Raw genomic sequence first — 21430 nt, 5'->3', positions numbered from 1 at the left:
CCCGTGACCCCATGCGTGACAGGCATGTATTCTAACCAACTGAACTAACGCACCAATTATTCTCGGCTTTTGAGTTGTTTTATGTCTCAATTGCGGTGCAAAGGTACAACAATTTTCCGTACTTGCAATACTTTGACCGATTTTTTTTCAAAAAAAGTGATTATCACCTCATTTTTTACCGAAATACGGCTGTTTTGAGGTGATAACCGTTGAATTATGGGCAGGTTACTTTATTCTTTTATATCCGTATTTTGCCAGGTCTCCAAGTTCTTCTTCGATACGGAGAAGCTGGTTGTATTTTGCCATTCTGTCCGAGCGGCTTAAAGAGCCTGTCTTTATCTGACCGCTGTTGGTTGCTACAGCGATGTCTGCTATTGTGGCATCTTCTGTTTCTCCCGAGCGGTGTGATGTAACAGTTGTATAGCCATGTCTGTGTGCCATTTCTATTGCATCGAGTGTTTCGCTCAGCGAACCTATCTGGTTTACTTTTATCAGGATTGAGTTTCCGCATCCCATTTCTATACCTTTTGAGAGGAATTCCACGTTAGTAACGAACAGGTCGTCGCCAACCAGCTGGCATCTGTCGCCGATTCTTTCTGTAAGTTTTTTCCAGCCATCCCAGTCGTTTTCGCTCATACCGTCTTCTATTGAGTCGATAGGATATTTGTTTATCAATTCTTCTAGATAGTCAATCTGTTCGTCAGAAGTACGTTTCTTTCCTTTTTCTCCTTCGAAGATTGTGTAATCGTATATTCCATTCTTGTAGAACTCTGACGAAGCGCAGTCCATACCAATCATAATGTCTTTTCCCGGTTCGTATCCTGCGGCTTTGATAGCAGAGATTATTGATTCAAGAGCGTCTTCTGTACCGTTGAGTGAAGGTGCAAATCCACCCTCATCGCCTACTGCAGTGCTGAGTCCTCTGTCGTGAAGTACTTTTTTAAGGGCATGGAAGACTTCTGCGCCCATTCTGAGTCCTTCGCGGAAGGATGCTGCACCTACAGGACGAATCATGAATTCCTGGAAGGCTATAGGAGCATCGCTGTGAGAGCCTCCGTTTATGATGTTCATCATAGGTACAGGTAAAGTGTATGTGTTCACACCGCCAATGTATCTGTAGAGAGGAATATCAAGATAGTTTGCGGCAGCTTTTGCCACTGCAAGTGATACACCGAGAATTGCGTTTGCTCCGAGTTTTGATTTGGTCTTTGTACCGTCCAGTTCAAGCATCTTGTTGTCTATGGCCCTCTGTTGCAGTGCAGACCAACCTGTAAGTGCAGGTGCAATGACATTGTTTACGTTATATACAGCTTTCAGTACGCCTTTACCGCCGTATCTGGTTTTGTCGTTATCGCGCAGCTCAAGAGCCTCGTTTTCGCCTGTTGATGCTCCTGAAGGAACAGATGCTCTACCTGTAATTCCTGATTCCAGACGAACTTCTACTTCTACTGTCGGGTTGCCGCGTGAATCCAAAATTTCACGTCCTTTGATTGATTCTATTCTCATACGCTTAAGTTTTTTATAGTTTTATATACACCTGCAAAGTTCAAAAGTCCTGATTTTATTTACAATACCTAAAAGTAGGTATTCTTCTATTGCAGGTTTTTGTATTGTTATAAAATAGGACAGGTTGCCCTGATCAAATGTAGGTACATTTTCACGAGGCAACCTGTATATCTATGATTTAGGGAATGAACAGTTATTAGTAGTTGTTCTTTTTAACTTCGAAATAAGCTTGTGGGTGAAGACATGCAGGACATACTTCAGGAGCCTCTGTACCTACGTGCACATAACCACAGTTGCGGCACTGCCATACTGTTTCAACATCTTTCTTGAATACCTTTCCTTCTTCGATATTCTTAACGAAAGCTCTGTATCTTTCTTCGTGTCCCTTTTCAGCTACAGCAATTTCACGATACATTTTTGCGATTGCAGGGAAACCTTCTTCGTCTGCGATGTCAGCAAAACGTGGGTAATCCAATGACCATTCTTCGTTTTCGCCGGCAGCTGCTGCTTTCAGGTTTTCAAGTGTTGTACCGATTACGCCTGCTGGATAGCTAGCTGTAATTTCTACCATTCCGCCTTCAAGCCATTTGAACATACGTTTTGCGTGTTCCTTTTCCTGGTCTGCAGTTTCGGTGAAGATTGCTGAAATCTGTTCGTAACCTTCTTTCTTTGCTACACTTGCAAAATAAGTGTAACGCATTCTTGCCTGTGATTCACCTGCAAATGAGATTGCCAAATTTTTCTCTGTTCTTGTTCCTTTGATGCTTTTTTCCATAATTGTAGTTATTTTGTTGGGTTAAACTTCTTGTTTTATTTTCACACTGCAAATGTAATATATTTATTCAAATTTGTAATCATTACAATTTTTAATTTATAATCTTTTAAGCTTTTAATGTCAAATCATAATTTATATGGTTATAAAAGTATGTTATATGGCAGAAAATACGTAATTTTGCAAAAAAATATTTATAAATAGAAATAAGATTGTTTTATGAAAGGGGTTGAGTTTCATCCTAAACTGTTTTCTACACTCAAGAATTACAGTAAATCAGATTTCATGACTGATTTGATGGCGGGTATAATAGTAGGTATTGTAGCCTTGCCGTTGGCTATCGCGTTTGGTATTGCTTCAGGTGTAACTCCTGAAAAAGGTATCATTACGGCTATTGTGGCTGGATTTATCATTTCGTTCCTTGGTGGCAGTAAGGTGCAGATAGGTGGTCCTACAGGTGCTTTTATTGTTATCATCTACGGTATTATCCAGCAATATGGATTGAGTGGACTTATGGTTGCCACTATGATGGCGGGAGTCCTGCTTATATTATTAGGTGTATTCAAGTTGGGAACTGTTATAAAGTTTATCCCCTATCCTATTATTATAGGTTTTACGAGCGGTATTGCCGTGACTATCTTTACTACACAGATAGCAGACATCTTCGGCCTTGATTTCAGGGGAGAAAAGGTTCCTGGAGATTTCATTGGTAAATGGATGCTCTATTTCAGACATTTTGATACTGTGAACTGGTGGAATGCCATAGTAAGTGTTGTCAGTGTGTTTATCATAGCTATAACTCCAAAGTTCTCAAAGAAAGTGCCAGGTTCGCTTGTTGCAATTATTCTGGTTACTGTAGGAGTGTATTTACTTAAGCAGTATGCAGGAATCACATGTATTGATACTATCGGCGATCGTTTCAGTATTAAGGCTGAACTTCCTTCGGCAGCTGTTCCTGCGATAAATTGGGAGGCAATACAGAACCTTTTCCCTGTAGCGATAACTATAGCAGTTCTTGGAGCAATAGAATCTTTGCTTTCTGCTGCTGTGGCTGATGGTGTGATTGGTGACAGACACGATTCAAATACAGAACTCATAGCTCAGGGTATTGCCAATGTGGTATCTCCTATTTTCGGAGGTATTCCTGCAACAGGAGCAATTGCCCGTACTATGACAAATATCAATAACGGAGGAAAGTCTCCTGTGTCAGGAATTGTACATGCAATAGTTCTTCTTCTGATACTTCTTTTCTTAATGCCGCTTGCTCAGTATATACCTATGGCATGTCTTGCCGGAGTATTGGTTATTGTATCATATAATATGAGCGGATGGAGAGTGTTTATGGGATTGCTCAAGAACCCTAAATCGGATGTTACAGTTCTTCTTATTACATTCTTCCTTACAGTAATATTCGATTTGACAGTGGCTATCGAAGTGGGATTGCTCATTGCCTGTGTATTGTTTATGAAACGTGTGATGGAAACTACTCAGATTTCCGTTATAAAGAACGAACTTGACCCTAATAAGGAATCGGATATGGAAGTACACGAAGAGCATCTTATTATTCCTGATGGTGTAGAGGTGTATGAGATTAACGGTCCTTATTTCTTCGGTATAGCAACCAAATTTGAGGATATGATGGCGCAGCTGGGTGATAGACCTAAGATTCGTATCATACGTATGCGTAAGGTTCCGTTTATCGATTCTACAGGTATTCATAACCTTACTACACTTTGCCACATGTCGCAGAAGGAGAATATACATATCATCCTGTCTGGTGTAAATGAGCATGTACATAAGACACTTGAGAAATCAGGATTCTATGAACTCCTTGGTAAGGAAAATATCTGTAGCAATATAAATGAAGCCTTGGCTGTGGCTACAAAAGAAATGGAAGAACTCAATAGAAAATAATGCTTTTAACAATTAACATAAATGCTCCATGTTGTTAACAAACGTGGAGCATTTTCTTTATTTATTAAACTATGTTATAAAGCATAGATTTTTGGCTGAAATACTTGCAGATTACCGGAAAGTCCGTACCTTTGTACTGTGTTTTTCATAGTATTAGATTTTAAGGTTAACAAAGGTTGGAGTACAGCGGTACTCCTTTTTTTATGTCTATACGTTTTGCACGATAAAATATAGTAAAAACCGCCGGCTAGATATACATCACATATCTCTAGCCGGCGGTTTTTGTTTCTTATTATAAATTACAGAATAACGATACGAAGAATGGTACGCTCAGGTTTATCAGAATTCCGTGAAGAATAGCCAATGGAATTGCTTCCTTGCCTGAATATTTGCTGATAGTAGCTAATAGAATATCAGATGATCCTATACCTGCGGCAGATATAGGTGCAAGCTGCCCGAAATATTTTCTTATTACCGGGGCACAAATCAGGGCCGTCATTTCGCGGAATATATTTGCAAGCAGGGCAATAGTTCCTAGTTCTGTGGCAAGCTGAAGTCCTATGCTTGGTGTTTTAAGCTGGGTTATAAGAACTGAAGATACGGAATAGTATGCAAAACCACTACCAACTGCCATACAGTCGAATATGCTCCATCTGCTCAGAATAAATGCTGCAATTGCAGAGAAAACGAAAGTTCCTGCCACTGTAGCCATTGGGACAAGAAGCATCTTAAAACTCAGTTGCGATGCAAATCCTTTTATGTCCTGATTACCTCCAAGATTGATGCCAAGCAAAAGCATAAGTACATAGAGTACATATACCGAGAGCTGATGCGCATCGAAATCCATTGTAACAAAATAACCGCCCAGACATCCTAATATAAAGAATACCAGAATCATTATACTTCCTTTCATTTTCCGGTTCCTTTCTTGAAAAACATGTTGAATACCAGCATGGCTGCTACAGAGCTTCCTACGAGGCTTAAGGCAGATATTATCGCTGCCTGTTCGCAGTAGTAAGTCAGATTGTTGATTATTAGTTCGTTTGCCCCTACAGATAGTCCTAGAATGAATAAAAGAAGACAAACTACAATTTGTATAAGTACAGTTACCTTGCTTAGGTCTTTTTTACTGCGTAGACTATAGCCTATCAAGGCACCTATTGCCATAATAGAAATAAAAATGAACATGTAAAGTTATAAATTAAAATTAGACATAGAAAATAAAAATCCTCGCTTGGAGTATATTCTATGGCACATTAGTGAAATTAAAAGATCGTATAGACCAGATTATTTTCATTTTTAATATCAATTTATAAGTTTTTGTGTTGCTTGAAATCGGTCGCAAAGGTACACTTTTTTCTTTTATGTTATATTTGATATACAAGAAAAATGTTTTATACTGTAATTTGAATATTTTGTACTCATATTGCTTACAATTTGATATGTATATTATATTACGAATTGATAGTATATTATTGTCGGTGAATAAATATTCGTTTTTGTTACATAGTTATATAAACAAGAAAGCCCCAAGAGATTATCTCTTGAGGCTTTCTTGTGTTGGACTACCAGGATTCGAACCTGGACAAACAGAACCAAAACCTGTTGTGCTACCATTACACCATAGTCCAAACTTAATTGCTTTCTTTCGAAATGCGTGGCAAAGATACTATCTTTTTATGTTATCTTCCAAATTTTCTTTAACTTTTTTCGTACTTATAGATCTATATTTCTTATTAGATCATTAAAAAATAAATGCTTTGTCATTCGAAGTTAAACGACAAGGCATTTTACATCGAATGACAAAGCGTTTTTTATGGGATAAAATTTTATTTGTGAAAATAAAATTACTGTAGTTTTTATTAGTCTTTATGATTGTGTTTTTTGAGTACTCTGTGCGGCAGTTCACCGTGTCCAAGCAGTTCAATAGGGCATTGCAGCTTTTCTTCTATCCATTCGGCAGAGACTTCGCTTTGAGGGTGATAGTCCAAAGTGCCGTTTACGCAAGCTATACTCTTTACATTTTGCAGTACTGATCCTATGTCGTGGCTTACAAGTATTATAGTCCTTTCCTTGTTTATTTCCTCAAGCAGTGAATACAGTCTGGCTTCGAAACGCTTGTCGATATAGGTATTTGGCTCGTCAAGTATTATTGCCTTAGGATCTGAAACAATGGCTCTACCTAATAAAGCTCTTTGCATCTGTCCTCCGCTCAGCTGTCCTATCGGCTTGTTTTCCATTCCTTCGAGTCCCATCATGGAGATAGTTTTCTTTACTCTTTCATGATGTTCTTTTGTGAATCTTCTGAACAGGTTTTTTTGTCTGTTAAGCCCGGAAAGAATAACTTCGTAAACAGATATAGGGAATTTCTTGTCTATTGAATTATATTGCGGCAGATAGCCTATTTCCAGTCTTTCTGTGGGGGTACCGTTATCATAATAGGTTATTTTTCCTTCGGTAGGTTCCAGAAGTCCCAGTATCACCTTCATCAGTGTGGTTTTTCCTCCGCCGTTCGGACCTATAATGCCAAGGAAATCCTTTTCTGCTATCTCCAGATTTATGTCATGAAGGACGGTCTTATTCTCATATCCTGCGGACAAATTCTCTATTTTTATTATGCGGTTATTCATTATTCGTTGGTTGAAACTTCTTTTGTATGTAGTGCCTTTGCTGTATTTATCATCTCTTCAGTCCAGTTGTAGTTTAACGGATTAACCGGAACAACTTCCACTCCAAGTTCCTTGGCTATAGTTTCTGCATTGCGCATGTCGAACTCCTGCTGCACGAATATTACTTTGGCGTTCTTGTCTTTACACAGTTTTATTAGTGACTGCAGATGAGCGGGCGACGGTTCTTTTCCGCCTTCCTCAATACTGATTTGTTCCAGACCGTAATCTCTGGCAAAGTAAGTCAAAGCCGGATGATAGATAAGGAAAGTCTTGTCTGCATCAGTAATTATTTCCTTTATTTTTTCATCGGTATTTTCTATTATTTTTGTAAGACTGTCCAGTCTGCTGTTATAGTATTCCGAGTTCTTGCTGTCCAGTTCTTGCAGTGCGTTACAGATGTTATTGGCTATTATTTTAGCGTTCTCTGTAGAATTCCAGATGTGTGGTTCTACGCCGTGTACATGGTTCTCCTGTGCACTGTTGTCATGTGAGTGTGAACATTGCTGGTGTATGAGATTTACCCCGGCGGAAGTATCGTAGAATGGTAGTTTCGGAAGACTTTCCTGTAGTTTGCCAGTCCACGACTGTTCGAATCCTATATATCCTATACGCAGATATGCAACACTCTTACTAAGGTTGACCATTTGTTGTGGAGTCGGGTCGTAAGTTTCCGGGCTGCTGCCGGCCGGTACCATGCTCACTACTTTGAATTTATCGCCTGCAATGACTTCTGTGAAATATCTTAGCGGTTCTATTGTGACGGTTATTGTAGGCTTATCGTTTTTTTCAGTGTTACTGCATGATGAAAAAGCCAGAAGCAGGCATATAATAGATAATAATGTTTTCATGTTACAATCAAAATTTAAAAGATTAATCATTATGCTGTTTCCTGCACATTTCGTTTTGTGTAAGATTTCATTTCTTTTTGGTCCCTCTCAGTATTTCTCTTTTGCCTCCCGGAGGACCTGCCAAGCGTTCCACTATGAAACCCGCTTTCTGAAGCATCCGTCTTACAACTCCTTTTGCACAATATGTGGTGAGTATTCCGTTGTTGTTCAATACATCATATAGGTTGTTAAACAGTGTCTGGTTCCACATTTCAGGTTGTTTTTCAGGTGCAAAGGCATCAAAATATATAATGTCGTAGCCTTTTCTGAAATTATATTCAGTAAAATCACCTTCTATTTTTTCAATAGTGAAATGCTCTGATACGGTTTGCGGTGAGTTCCATTCTGCATTGTGGATAGAGTAAAACAGTTCGCTTTCTTCCGGTGCGATAAGTTTCGGATACTCAAGAAGCTTTATAGTCTCCATATCAAGAGGAAATTTCTCTATAGTGGTATAGAATATGTTTCTCTTCTCATTTTTGGCTTCGAGAGATGTCAGGAAGGCATTTAGTCCTGTTCCAAAACCAATTTCCAGTATATGTGGTGACGTAGCCTGTGAATGTTTAAGACCCATATTGATGAATATGTGTTCCGACTCTGTCAATGCTCCTTTCACAGAGTGATAATGCTCGTCCAGTTCCGGAACGAACAGTGTATAGCTTCCATCTGCTGTTTTTTCTATTTCCATAACCTTAATTGTTTGTTATAAGGATATCAGTTTCAGGGTTGTGGCTACAAGAATGGCATATCTTGCAAGTTTTCCCAAAGTCATGGATATTGTAACTATAAGTGCGTTGGCTCTCATCAGTCCCAATACTACCAGTATAGCGTCACCTATAACCGGCAGAAATGACAGGAAAGCTATCCATGAACCTTTTCCTTTGATAAATCTTTCTGCCTTGTCCATCTGTTTCTTTTTCACCCCCAGATACTTTTCTATCCATTCCATCTTTCCAAGATGTCCTATCCAGTAGCATGTCAGTCCTCCCAAAGCATTTCCTGCTGTGGTGGATAGTGTGGACAGTATAGGGTCAAGTCCAAGTCCGATACATGCCAGCAATACGGCTTCCGAACTGAACGGCAACACTGTTCCTGCCAGGAATGCTGAAATGAACATTCCCCAATAACCCCATTCTGTGAGAAACTGTAGCATTGTATCCATGATATCTTATAATCCTATGTTCGTCGAAAAATGAATCATCAGGTTATATAATGCCATAAGAGCGGTTATAACCAGTGAAAATATCATAAAAATATATGTAAACCTGTTTGTCTTCTGTATCATGATATATCCGTAAAGGATAGATCCCATTGTTATTATAATGGGAAATATTGTTTTAAGCATAGCAGGTTGCGCAATCATGAGAATAGTTTCATATATTCCTATAGTGTTTATTACCATTATCATGATTCTGTTCCTTACCTTATCACTTTGTGATTCTATAAGACTGTTTATTCCGCTTACAGTAGATAGTAATAATACCCCCCCGGCTGTTACAATATGATGTATCGGAAAGTTACTGTATATGTTTGTATTCCATTCAAAAATATTGTCGAACCATGTGATAAACATCAGGTCTTTTCCAGTATATAGGTCATATCCTGTTATCAGCCAGTACGGAGTACAAAGACCAATAATACCCGCAAAGAAAGTCTTGAAGCTGAATGACCTGAGCTGAAACATTAAGATGAATACCAGCGGTACAGAAAGAATCACTCCCGGTTCTATCAGACTTGCTATGCCTAGCCATAAAAAGGCGTGGAAGATATATTTAGATGCGTTGCTTAATTCATAACTCTTGAGCAGACAATAAAGACTTCCCATGAAAAGTAACAGAATCCAGCATTCCCCTTTACCATATTCATGAAGGAACAAAGATGATGAATAAAGTATGGCAAATAAGGCAGAGGGCAACGATGAACGGCTTCGTACAAGGGCAAATGAAGTATTGAACTCAATGAGAAGATATGTTACCAAACCTCCTGTCAGAAATGATGCAACCTCCAATTTATCGTTGAAAGATGCTATCCACAGAATTAATGATAATATGATAGCTACCGGAAGAGTCAGTCTCCCGGTAGCTATCTCATATTGAAAGCGGTTACGCATGATATATTATAAATCGAAACCTATGTCTGAACGGAAATATTTCTTCTCGAACTGTATCTTGCCGGCATTCTGGAACGACATAGCCAAGGCTTCTTCCTTGTTTGCTCCGTAAGAACTTACAGCGATGACACGTCCTCCGGCAGTTACTACCTGTCCGTCCTTAACAGCTGTTCCGGCATGGAATACTATGCTTCCGCCTGCTTTAGCGTCTTCTATGCCGCTCATAGGGAATCCTTTGTCGTATGCTTCAGGATATCCTCCTGATACCAGCATAACGCATACAGCCGAGCGAGGGTCTATCTCAAGAACACGCTGGTCGAGGTTACCTTCTGCAACACCTTCGAGCAGGTCAACCAGGTCGCTCTTGATACGGAGCATCACGCTTTCTGTTTCAGGGTCACCCATACGTACGTTGTATTCTATCACCATTGGTTCGCCCTTCACGTTGATAAGTCCGAAGAAGATGAATCCCTTATAGTCGATACCTTCTTCTGCAAGACCTTCTACAGTAGGACGTATGATACGGTCTTCCACCTTCTTCATCCATTCTGCATTTGCAAACGGAACAGGTGATACAGAACCCATACCTCCTGTGTTAAGACCTTTGTCGCCTTCGCCGATACGTTTGTAGTCTTTTGCTTCAGGTAATATCTTGTAGTTCTTTCCGTCTGTAAGAACGAAAACAGAACATTCTATACCGCTAAGGAATTCTTCGATAACAACAGTGGCAGAAGCACTTCCGAACATACCGCCAAGCATTTCCTTCAGTTCCTTCTTAGCTTCTTCCAGTGTAGGGAGAATCAATACACCTTTTCCGGCACACAATCCGTCAGCTTTAAGCACGTATGGAGCTTCAAGAGTCTCAAGGAAAGCCAATCCTTCTTCAAGGTTTTCGGCTGTAATGCTCTTGTAGCCTGCCGTAGGGATATTGTGACGCTGCATGAATCCTTTTGCAAATTCCTTACTTCCTTCAAGCACTGCACCGGCTTTAGAAGGGCCTATAACTGGGATTGATTTCAATGCTTCGTCGTCGCGGAAAAAGTCATATACACCCTTTACCAATGGATCTTCCGGACCTACTACCACCATATCAACCTTGTTTTCAACAACAAACTGTTTGATGGCATTAAAATCGTCAGCCTTGATAGCTACATTTTCACCAACTTCGCGTGTTCCGGCATTTCCCGGAGCGATGTACAATTTCTCAACTTTTGAGCTTTGTGCAATTTTCCATGCCAGAGCATGTTCGCGGCCGCCTGAGCCAAGTAGTAAGAGTTTCATATTATATTTTGGTTTTAAGTTTTTTATTTTAAGAAGTCGTCAAAGTATCTCGAAATGTGTTCATGCAGATGAACTCTTTCTGTTCCAATCATGTTATGTCCTGATTCAGGATAAACGAAGAAGTCAGGATGTGTTCCTGCATCAATACATGAGCGCAGGAAGGTATAGCTGTGCTGAGGAACGCATGTCGGGTCTTCTCCACCGATAATAATCAGTAGTCGTCCTTTCAGGTTTCCTGCTTTCAGGTTCAGGTTTGAGTTTTTGTATCCTTCAGGATTAGTTTCCGGTGTGTCCATGTACCTTTCGCCGTACATCACCTCGTAGTATTTCCAGTCGATAACCGGACCTCCGGCTACACCAACCTTGAAAATTTCAGGATAAGTGAGCATAAGGTTTGTAGTCATGAATCCTCCGAAGCTCCATCCGTGTACTCCTATCCTATTTGCATCAACGTATGGAAGTGACTGCAGCATCTTTGCTCCTTCCACCTGGTCTTTCATTTCTTCCACACCAAGTTGACGGAAAGTACAGTTCTCGAATTCTCGTCCGCGGTTGTCGCTGCCACGGCTGTCAACTGTAAGCATTACATATCCTTTCTGAGCCATGTACAAGTCCCATCCGCGCGCATCGTAGAAACGAGTGTTGTGTATCATCTGTGCGTGAGGACCGCCATACACGTAGATTATAGCAGGATATTTCTTGTTAGGGTCGAAGTTAACCGGCTTGATAAGTCTGTAGTAAAGATCAGTCTTGCCGTCTGCAGCCTTTATTGTTCCAAGAGTTATCTCAGGCATATTGAATATCTCAGGCATAGGGTCGCTTGAAGTGAAGATAGTAATACCCTTTTTGCCGTTTGTAGGGAGTATGCTTGTTTCGCCTGCTACACTGAACGAAGTCATGTTGTCGATTATATAATTACCACCGGCAGAGAGTTGTGCTCTATGGTTACCGTCTTCCTTGCCAATCAAAGTACGTTTGCCGCTATTTATGTTGAGGCTGTAGATGTTAGTCTGCAAAGGTGAAGCCTCTGTAGATGCAATGATGATTTCCTTCTTCGCTTCGTTGAAACCGAGGATATCCTGTATCAGCCAGTTGCCTTTGGTGAGCTGTTTTACCTCTACATATTCTTTGTATTTGTTCATACCTTCTATCAGTTCCAATGTGACAGGTCTAGGTTTCTTAGTATCGAACAGATACAGATGATTGAAGCCGTCTCTCTGGCTCTGGTAGATGAATTTTGTCTCATCCCATGGTAGGAATGTCAGAGGATGCTGAGGCTCAACATATTTAGGATGAGATTCCTCGTACAGTACACCGATTTTCTTACCTGTTTCGGCATCGTACTTAACGAGTTGTGCATAGTTCTGGTCGCGGTTCACTTCTATCACATAGATGTTTTCCTCGTCAGGAGCCCATGATATGTTTGTGAAATATCTGTCTGTAGGGTCGCCTGCATCCAGATAGACTGTCTTTCCGCTCTCTGGATTATATATTCCAACTGTTACCTTATGGCTTGTCATGCCTGCCATAGGATATTTGTCAGGTTCTAGGGTTGCTGTGCGTGTAGTGGTATTTACTTGCGGATAGTCTGTCACCATACTCTGATCCATTCGGTAGAAAGCAAGGTATTTTCCTTCAGGACTCCAGAATGTACCCTTGTAAATACCGAATTCATTACGGTGTACAGCCTGTCCGTAAACGATGTCGTGTATATCGTTAGCACCGCATGCGGCTTTTTCAATGTCGATGTCAGGATTAACCTGCTTGTCTGCTATTTTCTCGGAAGCTATATGTAGGTTGTCACCCACTGTATATGCCACAGTCATGCTTTCTTTGCAGAAATCAATATTGGCAGCTCCCTTGTTTATTTTGATAGCCGATTTTACGGTCTTGTCTTCGAAGTCATAAACTATGATGTTACCGTCGTGTGAGAGAAGTATTTCTTTCTCATCTCCCCAAGGCATTGAAGCACCCATGAGCGAACGTAGCTGCTTGATACCCTTGGTCTTCTCGTCAGCCTGCAATGCAGAATTTATTTCTTCTAAGGTGATGATAGTCTTTTCCTTTCCGTTCTTTGTGTCGATAGATACTATCTCCTCCACTCCTGTGCGGATACATACGTCGCCCCACCATTTCAGGCCTGACATTCTTTTTGGAATGAGGTTGAAATAGTTGTCACCTCCCGGTATTACATCCTGTAGTGTGAACGAAGTCTTTTCCTGTGCCAGGATTCCTGTAGTAGGGATATTAAGTGCCATTATACTCAATAGGGTTATAATTTTGTTCTTGAGAATCATGTTTTTTCTGTTACGTTATAGAATCGTTTTAAAAATATGAAACCTTGCTGGGTAAGGTTTTACCCAGCAAGGATATGTATTAATCAACGTTGTTTTCTTCTGTTGACAATAAGTCTTCCGGCTTGCGTCTGCTGTGCATATATCTTGGTGCAGGCGCGCCTTTAGGACGTCCGTCGTCTGTTGACGGGCGTGGAGTGCGTGGCTTGTTTTCGTCGCGGTATTTGAATTCGCTCTTTCTTTCGCGTGTGAATTCTTTTCCGTCGCCGGCTCTTCTTCCTCTGAATTCAGATTTTGTATCGCCGTCTTTACGGTCTCTTCTATCACCTTTGTCGTTGCCGAAAGGTTTTCTGTCCTTGCGGTCACCTTTGCCGAAATCAGGTTTCTCACTCCTTCTTCTTGGTCTTTCGCTTCTTTCTTCACTCTTGGCCTTGAAGTTCTTTCCTTCCTCACCACTTCTGAACGCCTTGAACTTGCCGTCGAACAACTGATACTGGCGGAACTGACATTCCAGAGCACCGTTCATCAGACGTATTTTCACACTTGGCTTAAGTCCTATCTGGTCGAAACATTCGTTACGGTAGCTTAATATCCATGCATCGTTACCAGTGAAAGCATGTTTCAGTCTTTCTCCTATCATCTTGTACAGACCAAGCAAGTCGTCCGATGAGATTCTCTCACCGTATGGAGGGTTTGTAATGATGATGCTCTTTTCTGCAGGCTGTTCAAACTGCTGGAACGGTTGGATTTTCAGTATGATATCCTTGCTCACTCCGGCAGCCTTGATGTTGTGAGTGGCAATCTCATTTGCCTTAGGATTGTTGTCATAACCGTATATCTTATGGTTGAATTCTTTTTCCTGCGAGTCGTCGTTATAGATTGAGTCGAGAAGTTCGCGGTCGAAATCTTTCCATTTTTCGAATCCGAATTCTTTGCGGAACACACCCGGAGCGATGTTGCGTGCTATCAGTGCAGCCTCGATAGGAATAGTACCAGAACCGCACATAGGGTCGATAAGGTCGCACTCGCCTCTCCAACCTGTCATCAATATCATTCCGGCAGCGAGAACTTCGTTAAGCGGAGCCTCCACCTGTTCCTGACGGTAACCGCGGCGGTGAAGAGACTCGCCGGAGCTGTCGAGTGACAAAGTACACTGGTTTTCTGCAATGTGGATGTTAATACCCAAATCAGGCTTACTGATGCGTACAGACGGACGGTTTCCTGTCTTTTCGCGGAAATAGTCCACAATGGCATCTTTTACCTTGTATGCAACGAATTTTGAATGGCGGAATTCTTCAGAGAATACTACAGCATCTACACTGAAGCTGCTCATATTGTCAAGATATTCATCCCATTCAATGCTTTTTACAGCATCGTAAACTTCGTCGGCCGAGTTGGCAGTAAAATGTTTGATTGGTTTAAGAATGCGGATTGCAGTACGCAGGCAAAAGTTTGCTTTGTACATCATTGCCTTGTCGCCTGTGAAAGAAACCATGCGGCGACCAATTTCGATGTTGCCGGCTCCCAATTCAGTGAGTTCTTGTGCCAATACTTCTTCCAGTCCCTGGAATGTTTTGGCGATAAGCTCGAATTCTTGATTCATGTTTGAAAAAAAATTACGTAATTTTGTTTTAGGGTACAAAATTACGTAATTTCAGTCGCTTAATCAACGATTTAGCGGTGTTTCTTATAATAATTCTATAAAAGCGTCCACGTCTTCTTCGCGTGTGGCCCAACTGGTGACAAATCTTACTACTGTTTCCTTCTCTCCGCGCGGTCCCCAGAGCTCAAATCCGGCATGAGGTGAAAGTCTGTCAATCTCTGTGTTTGGCAGACATACGAACTGCTGGTTTGTAGGCGAGTCTATATAAATCTTATATCCTTTGTCCTTGAAAGCTTGTTTCAGTTTCATTGCCATGAGGACAGCATGTTTTGCGATGTTCAGATATAATCCGTCGGTGAACAGTGTATCAAACTGGATTCCCTGCAGTCTTCCTTTTGCCAGCAGTGCACCGTGCTGTTTTATCAGAGGAAAGAAATGAGGCAGACGTTTCGGATTTGCTGCAACTACAGCCTCACCGAAGAGGGCACCAACCTTTGTTCCTCCTATGTAGAACACATCACACAGCCTTGCCACATCTTTCAGTGTTACGTCTGTTCCTTCTGCCGCCAGACCGTAACCTAGTCTTGCTCCGTCCATATAAAGTGGAATATCTGCCTTACGACATACACGGCTTATGCTTTCCAGTTCCTCAAGACTGTATAGTGTCCCGTATTCTGTAGGATGAGAGATATAAACCATTCCCGGGGCAACCATGTGTTCGTAAGTCTCGTCGCGGTAGAAATCGGATATATATTTCTCTATATCTTCAGCCTTGATTTTGCCTTCATATTGGGGTAGAGTCAGTACTTTGTGTCCTGTAGCCTCTATCGCTCCCGATTCATGAACATTTATATGTGCGCTTTCGGCAGCCAGTACTCCTTCGTGATGTCTTAGCAGTGCGTCTATAACTGTGGCATTGGTCTGTGTACCTCCCACAAGGAAATGTACGGCAGCTTCAGGCTGTCCGCAAGCCTCTCTGATAAGCTGTTTTGCTTTCTGTGTATATTGGTCGGAGCCATATCCTGTGGTATGTTCAAGATTAGTCTCCATAAGTCGGCGCATCACTTCCGGGTGTGCCCCTTCCATATAGTCTGTGTAAAAGTATAACATTGTTGAATGATTTTATAATTCGTGTGCAAATATATGCATGATAACTCTTATATAGTAGAATTTATCAGTGATTAATGTTGAAAAATATCTAATTTTGCGGTGTAAATTTATAAAGACGATATGACAAGTTTGCACAATGCTAAATATCATATTCTGGCGATACTGACGGTAGCTGTTTGGGGAACCACATTTATATCTACAAAAGTTCTGATAAACAATGGTTTGACTCCTCATGAGATTTTCTTTATACGCTTTGTGATTGCGTATATCGGAATATGGTTTATTTCGCCGCGCAGGATATTTTCCGAGAATGTAAAAGACGAGCTTACTTTACTGGCAGCCGGACTGACTGGTGGTACACTGTATTTTATCACGGAAAATACGGCATTGCAGTTTACTCAGACCACTAATGTTGCTTTTATTATATGCATAACTCCGCTGATAACAACCGCTATGTCTCTTTGGGTAAACAAAGACAGTAAAGTGGGGCGTGGATGGGCTGTAGGATCATTAGTCGCACTGGTTGGTGTGGCTATTCTTATATTCAACGGCAGTGTCATTCTGAAGTTGTCGCCCGTAGGAGACTTGCTGACACTTGCCGCTGCATTGTCGTGGGCATTCTATAGCCTGATAATAAACAAACTTTCGAAGAAATATAACTCGGTCTTTATTACAAGGAAAGTTTTCTTTTACGGAGCTTTATGTGTTCTGCCCACATTTGTAGTCAATCCGCCTTCATTCCCTGTCGAAGGTTTTCTTCGCTATGAGGTATTTCTTAACATAATGTTTCTTAGTGTTTTGGCCTCACTTGTATGCTTCGTTGTATGGAATGTGGTACTGATGCGTATAGGCACTATAATGTCATCTAACTATCTGTATCTTAACCCATTGTTTACAACAGTTGCAGCGTCCATTTTTCTTGATGAAACCTTGACCGGCTATGCCGTAGCCGGTGTTATATTGGTAATGCTTGGAGTATATATTGCTGCCAGGAAGGGGTGATTGCTGATTTTGAGTTTATTTTTTCTTTTGTTTGAAAAGCCATTCCATAAAGTCCGGATAATTGAAGGCCGGATTCCAGCTGCCATGATTGCATCCAGGGAATTCTATATATTCCACTGATGCGCCTGTGGCTTTCAATGCTTTATATGCTTCTCTTGATCCTTCTACCGGCACGACATTGTCCGCATCACCATGAAATATTCTGAAATTTACATCTTTGGCGACAGACAATCTTTGGGGATTTACCGTACCGCAAATAGGTATTGCAGCAGCGAAAATACCAGGGAAACGGGCTACCATATCAAATGTTCCCATGGCACCCATAGACAGTCCTATTATGTAGATTCTTGATTTATCCACGGCAGGATTTGTTAAGTAACTATCCAACATTTCTTTTACCGTCTGAAATGTAATAGGCATTTCCTCGTTTTGTGGCATCTGTTCGGGTATAAAAGAACCAGGACGAACACTATAAGCCCAATAAGCGTTTTCAGGACACTGAGGGAATAAGACAAATGCCGGATATTTTTCACGATTTACAGGATTTAAAAACATCTGTCCACCATGAGTCAATTGCTTCTGGTTGTCACTTCCTCTTTCTCCGGCACCATGTAAAAATAATACCAATGGATATTTTTTACCTTTTATTTGATTTTCAGGGGTAAGCAGACGATAATTAATACTGTCACCACTTTGAGAGACAAAAACTTTTTTCTCGTATAAATCCTGTGCTAAGATGATATTGATATTAGATATTAACAACAAAAACAGGAAACTTAATTTTTTCATGATTTTCAGATATTGTCAGTTTGTAATCAGGTTAATTTTTTTCACAAGTCACAAAGTTAGGCAATAACAGTTATATTCGAAAAATATTAAAACTGTTTATTGCTCAAATTTAGAATAACATCTAGAAGTTTTATATAAGTATATCTTATATATATGTAAATACAACTTGTATCTTTATAAATATAACTTGTATTTATAAAAACATAGGTTGTATTTATAGAATATTTAAAGGTATTAATCCTTTCTTGTCATGATATTTAGTGTTTACAATATGGTCAAATAGAATAATTTCCATACCTTTGCGATACTTACTTCTAATAACTTATATATGAAAAAATCTATAATCACATCCTTGTCATGTATGCCATTCCTTTCTTTACTTTCGGCACAGGACAGACCGAACATCATAGTATTTCTGGTTGACGACATGGGACTGATGGATACTTCTGTACCTTTTATCATAAATAAATCCGGTGAACCTGAAATGCAACCGCTTAATGAGTGGTATCGAACTCCGAATATGGAGCGTCTAGCTTCACAGGGAGTGCGTTTCTCTACGTTTTATGCACAAAGCGTGAGCTCGCCGTCGAGGACATCGATGATGACTGGACAGAATGCGGCACGACATCACACAACAAACTGGATTAACTCTGAAAGCAATAACCGCGATACGTACGGGCCGTATGAATGGAACTGGAGGGGACTTGAACGTACAGATATGATTTATCCACTTGTACTTAGCAAGGCAGGCTATAAGACAATACATATCGGTAAGGCGCATTTCGGATGTTTCGGCAGTGAGGGTGAAGACCCTATTAAACTGGGTTTTGATGTAAATGTGGGAGGTTCATCTATAGGTGAACCTGGAAGTTATTTGGGTGAAAACGGATATGGACATATTGCAGGCAACAGGAAAAGAGCTGTACCCAATTTGGATAAATATCACGGAACTGATACTTTTCTTTCAGATGCGCTTACTCTAGAGGCTGTTAAGGAAATACAAAAGGCTGTGGCAGAAGGAAAACCTTTCTATCTGAATATGTCGCACTATGCGGTACATACTCCGCTTGATGTAGATAAACGTTTTATAGATAATTATCCCCGTATAAAGAAGGATGACGCTCGAGCTTTTGCCGCACTTGTGGAAGGTATGGACAAATCCCTTGGTGATTTGTTGGACAAGCTGAACGAAATGGGAATAGCCGAGAATACTATGATTATATTCCTGGGCGATAACGGCAGTAACGCTCCTCTTGGTGGTGCGGCTGATTATGGCTCGTCAGCACCGCTGAAAGGTAAGAAAGGAGCTGAATATGAGGGAGGAGTACGTGTACCGTTCATTGCCGCATGGGCTAAACCTGATGATACGAACAAGTTCCAGAAAGAATATCCTGTCGCGCGGAATTATGTGCAGACACAGATGGGTACAATAATGGATATCTACCCTACTGTGCTTTCCATTGCAGGTGTAGAGGCTCCGAAAGGTCATGTACTTGACGGAAGTGACTTGAAGAAACTTTTTGCCGGAAAAAAAGACAGAAACCGTAGGGATGATTTATTGATACATTTCCCTCACGAACACCGTGGAAACTATTTCACTACGTACAGAAAAGGCGACTGGAAACTGATTTATTATTATAATCCGGATAAGGATGGTGTACCGTCGTATAAACTGTATAATCTGGCTGATGATCCGTATGAGAAAAACGATGTGGCATCGGAGAACCGTGATAAAGTAAGAAAGCTGTGCAAGTTGATGGTGAAAAGGCTTGAACTGGAAGGCGCTCAGTATCCTATAGGAAAGGATGACAAATCTTTAATACCTGTTATTCCCCAATAAAATATTGTTATTCACACTTTAAATTTTTTGTACGATGAAAATTAAATCAATTTTATTTCTATTTTCTTTGTTGTTAGGTTCATCTGTTGTTAATGCTACTAATAATGGCATTACAGATATTACCGTTGATCAAGGTTTCCTGACAGCTGGTAAAGGTAACAAGGACCATATTTTATTGCGAATTAATCTGAAAAGAGATTTACAAAAAGAAGCTCCTCTCCTATCAGGAATTAAAGTTTCATTGGACGGTACTACTGATTTGGGAGACATTTCATCACTTAAAGTATATGCCACACAGACACCATTCCTGAACGGTGACATCAAGGATTATTCTATCCTTCTTGCAGAAAGTTCTGTGCCTTCTTCTGCAAAGTCAGAAAGTTTTGAAATTCGTTTTTCTTCGAATTACGTTCCGTTGAAAGATGTGAATTATCTGTGGTTGACAGCAGATATTTCGTCTGGTGCAAATATCGGTAACCAGATAGATTCTTCATGCGAAGGTCTCTTGTTCAAGGACGGAACTCTAATGTCACTGGAATCAGGAAATCCGAAAGGCACAACCTGTATATACGAAATACAGACTATGCTGTTCAATCCATGGGACAGCGGTTCTGAGTTTTATAGAATACCGGCAATGATTGTTCTTGGGAATAAACAGTATAAAGGACGTATACTGACCGTAACAGACAGACGATATAACAGCAATGATGACTTGCCAAACAAGATTGATCTGGTGGCAAGGTATAGTGATGATAATGGTGTTACATGGAGTGATGCCAAAACTATTGCCGGAGAGTATCATGACAGTATAAATAACCAGGGACCTGACTATGGATATGGTGATGCAGCAATTGTAGAGACCCCTTCAGGCAAGATAATCTGCCTTATGGCTGCTGACCGCAGGTATCAGCGTTCTACATACGATGAGCGTATCAGAGTTTATCAGACATCGAGTAGCGACGGAGGCAAGACATGGGAACGTCCTCGTGAGATATCAGATATGATATACGATGCATCATATAAGGATGCTTCTGCAAAACTTCAGGGCTTGTTTGTCACGTCAGGTAAAGGATTGTGTCTTAAACATCAGAAAAGAAAATCTGCAAACGGTAGAATAATGTTTGCCATGGTTTGTAAATTCTCTGATTGGCCGTATTACAATTATATTATTTATTCTGACGATGAAGGAAAGACTTGGAATGTATCAAAAAATGCTGTCTTCAAGGGCGGTGATGAGGCTAAGCTTGTGGAAGAGCATGACGGTACGGTAATAATATCTACACGTCGTAGTGGAGAAAGGGGATTCAATGTCTCGCATGATGGAGGACTTACTTGGGGCAATGGTTATACGAATAAGGATTTGTGGGGTAACAGCTGTAATGCCGATATGCTGGTATATTCCGAGGATATATATCTGCATACAATGCCAAATGCCGAAGATCGCCGGAACCTTACAATTTATGCCAGCAAGGATAAGGGAAAAACATGGCCGTACAAATACGTGTTTAACAGCCTTCCTGGAGCATATTCCACTATAGTGAAATGTGAAGATGGCTCAATAGGTATATACTACGAGGATGGAACAATGAGTGACCATTATTCCATGAATTTCATTTCTTTACCATTGGAATGGATTTTAAAGTAAGCTTTCTC

The 21430-nt window shown here is 40.6% G+C and carries 18 protein-coding genes and 1 tRNA gene; 4 read left to right on the top strand and 15 right to left on the bottom strand.

Annotated elements, in window-relative coordinates; all coding sequences use genetic code 11:
* Positions 1 to 225 precede the first annotated feature (225 nt).
* Complete coding sequence (eno, locus tag Q0486_RS14725; RefSeq protein ID WP_299235008.1) at positions 226 to 1506, bottom strand: phosphopyruvate hydratase; 1281 nt, start codon at positions 1504 to 1506, stop codon at positions 226 to 228.
* A gap of 196 nt (positions 1507 to 1702) precedes the next feature.
* Positions 1703 to 2281, bottom strand: a complete 579-nt coding sequence (gene rbr, locus Q0486_RS14720; RefSeq protein WP_204443971.1) for a rubrerythrin — start codon at positions 2279 to 2281, stop codon at positions 1703 to 1705.
* 216 nt (positions 2282 to 2497) lie between these two features.
* Between rbr and sulP the strand changes: the two genes are divergently transcribed.
* Entirely contained in the window at positions 2498 to 4192 is a 1695-nt protein-coding gene (sulP, locus tag Q0486_RS14715) for a sulfate permease (protein WP_299235005.1), read from the top strand.
* Positions 4193 to 4484: 292 nt separating this feature from the next.
* Here sulP and Q0486_RS14710 read toward each other — a convergent pair whose 3' ends face one another.
* From Q0486_RS14710 to Q0486_RS14655, 12 genes are all read right to left on the bottom strand, one after another.
* Positions 4485 to 5105 carry a lysine exporter LysO family protein gene (locus Q0486_RS14710; protein ID WP_299235003.1) on the bottom strand — a complete coding sequence of 207 codons (621 nt, stop codon included), beginning with the start codon at positions 5103 to 5105 and terminating at the stop codon, positions 4485 to 4487.
* On the bottom strand, positions 5102 to 5380 hold the full coding sequence (locus Q0486_RS14705; RefSeq protein ID WP_235335975.1) for a LysO family transporter: 279 nt from the start codon (positions 5378 to 5380) through the stop codon (positions 5102 to 5104). The genes Q0486_RS14710 and Q0486_RS14705 overlap by 4 nt, the downstream gene beginning before the upstream one ends.
* Positions 5381 to 5752: 372 nt before the next feature.
* Positions 5753 to 5823: transfer RNA gene (locus Q0486_RS14700), tRNA-Gln, on the bottom strand.
* A gap of 231 nt (positions 5824 to 6054) precedes the next feature.
* Positions 6055 to 6822: an ABC transporter ATP-binding protein gene (locus Q0486_RS14695; RefSeq protein ID WP_299234999.1), complete on the bottom strand. Its 768-nt coding sequence runs from the start codon at positions 6820 to 6822 to the stop codon at positions 6055 to 6057.
* Positions 6822 to 7709: a zinc ABC transporter substrate-binding protein gene (locus Q0486_RS14690; protein ID WP_299234996.1), complete on the bottom strand. Its 888-nt coding sequence runs from the start codon at positions 7707 to 7709 to the stop codon at positions 6822 to 6824. Before Q0486_RS14690 ends, Q0486_RS14695 begins: the two co-directional genes overlap by 1 nt.
* A gap of 67 nt (positions 7710 to 7776) precedes the next feature.
* Positions 7777 to 8436, bottom strand: coding sequence for a tRNA (5-methylaminomethyl-2-thiouridine)(34)-methyltransferase MnmD (gene mnmD / locus Q0486_RS14685; protein ID WP_299234994.1), 660 nt, complete (start codon positions 8434 to 8436; stop codon positions 7777 to 7779).
* A 15-nt stretch (positions 8437 to 8451) separates the two neighbouring features.
* The gene (locus tag Q0486_RS14680) at positions 8452 to 8910 is read right to left on the bottom strand and encodes a YqaA family protein (protein WP_299234992.1); all 459 of its coding nucleotides are present in this window, start codon (positions 8908 to 8910) and stop codon (positions 8452 to 8454) included.
* A gap of 6 nt (positions 8911 to 8916) precedes the next feature.
* Entirely contained in the window at positions 8917 to 9858 is a 942-nt protein-coding gene (locus Q0486_RS14675) for a hypothetical protein (RefSeq protein ID WP_299234990.1), read from the bottom strand.
* A gap of 6 nt (positions 9859 to 9864) precedes the next feature.
* Entirely contained in the window at positions 9865 to 11139 is a 1275-nt protein-coding gene (purD, locus tag Q0486_RS14670; RefSeq protein WP_154043688.1) for a phosphoribosylamine--glycine ligase, read from the bottom strand.
* 23 nt (positions 11140 to 11162) lie between these two features.
* On the bottom strand, positions 11163 to 13397 hold the full coding sequence (locus tag Q0486_RS14665; protein WP_299234986.1) for a DPP IV N-terminal domain-containing protein: 2235 nt from the start codon (positions 13395 to 13397) through the stop codon (positions 11163 to 11165).
* 118 nt (positions 13398 to 13515) lie between these two features.
* Positions 13516 to 15036, bottom strand: a complete 1521-nt coding sequence (locus Q0486_RS14660; RefSeq protein ID WP_299234984.1) for a THUMP domain-containing protein — start codon at positions 15034 to 15036, stop codon at positions 13516 to 13518.
* 84 nt (positions 15037 to 15120) lie between these two features.
* The gene (locus Q0486_RS14655; protein ID WP_299234982.1) at positions 15121 to 16146 is read right to left on the bottom strand and encodes a low specificity L-threonine aldolase; all 1026 of its coding nucleotides are present in this window, start codon (positions 16144 to 16146) and stop codon (positions 15121 to 15123) included.
* 120 nt (positions 16147 to 16266) lie between these two features.
* Here Q0486_RS14655 and Q0486_RS14650 point away from each other — a divergent pair, with 120 nt between their 5' ends.
* Positions 16267 to 17148, top strand: a complete 882-nt coding sequence (locus Q0486_RS14650) for a DMT family transporter (RefSeq protein ID WP_299234979.1) — start codon at positions 16267 to 16269, stop codon at positions 17146 to 17148.
* Positions 17149 to 17163: 15 nt separating this feature from the next.
* Here Q0486_RS14650 and Q0486_RS14645 read toward each other — a convergent pair whose 3' ends face one another.
* Entirely contained in the window at positions 17164 to 17937 is a 774-nt protein-coding gene (locus Q0486_RS14645) for a dienelactone hydrolase family protein (protein ID WP_299234977.1), read from the bottom strand.
* A 328-nt stretch (positions 17938 to 18265) separates the two neighbouring features.
* Here Q0486_RS14645 and Q0486_RS14640 point away from each other — a divergent pair, with 328 nt between their 5' ends.
* Both Q0486_RS14640 and Q0486_RS14635 read left to right on the top strand, forming a co-directional pair.
* Positions 18266 to 19777 carry a sulfatase gene (locus Q0486_RS14640; RefSeq protein ID WP_299234975.1) on the top strand — a complete coding sequence of 504 codons (1512 nt, stop codon included), beginning with the start codon at positions 18266 to 18268 and terminating at the stop codon, positions 19775 to 19777.
* A gap of 34 nt (positions 19778 to 19811) precedes the next feature.
* Positions 19812 to 21422: a sialidase family protein gene (locus tag Q0486_RS14635; RefSeq protein ID WP_299234974.1), complete on the top strand. Its 1611-nt coding sequence runs from the start codon at positions 19812 to 19814 to the stop codon at positions 21420 to 21422.
* Positions 21423 to 21430: the final 8 nt, after the last annotated feature.

This window comes from uncultured Bacteroides sp. (assembly GCF_937912035.1).
Taxonomy (GTDB): domain Bacteria; phylum Bacteroidota; class Bacteroidia; order Bacteroidales; family Bacteroidaceae; genus Phocaeicola.
This window is presented reverse-complemented; position numbering and strand designations above follow the sequence as displayed.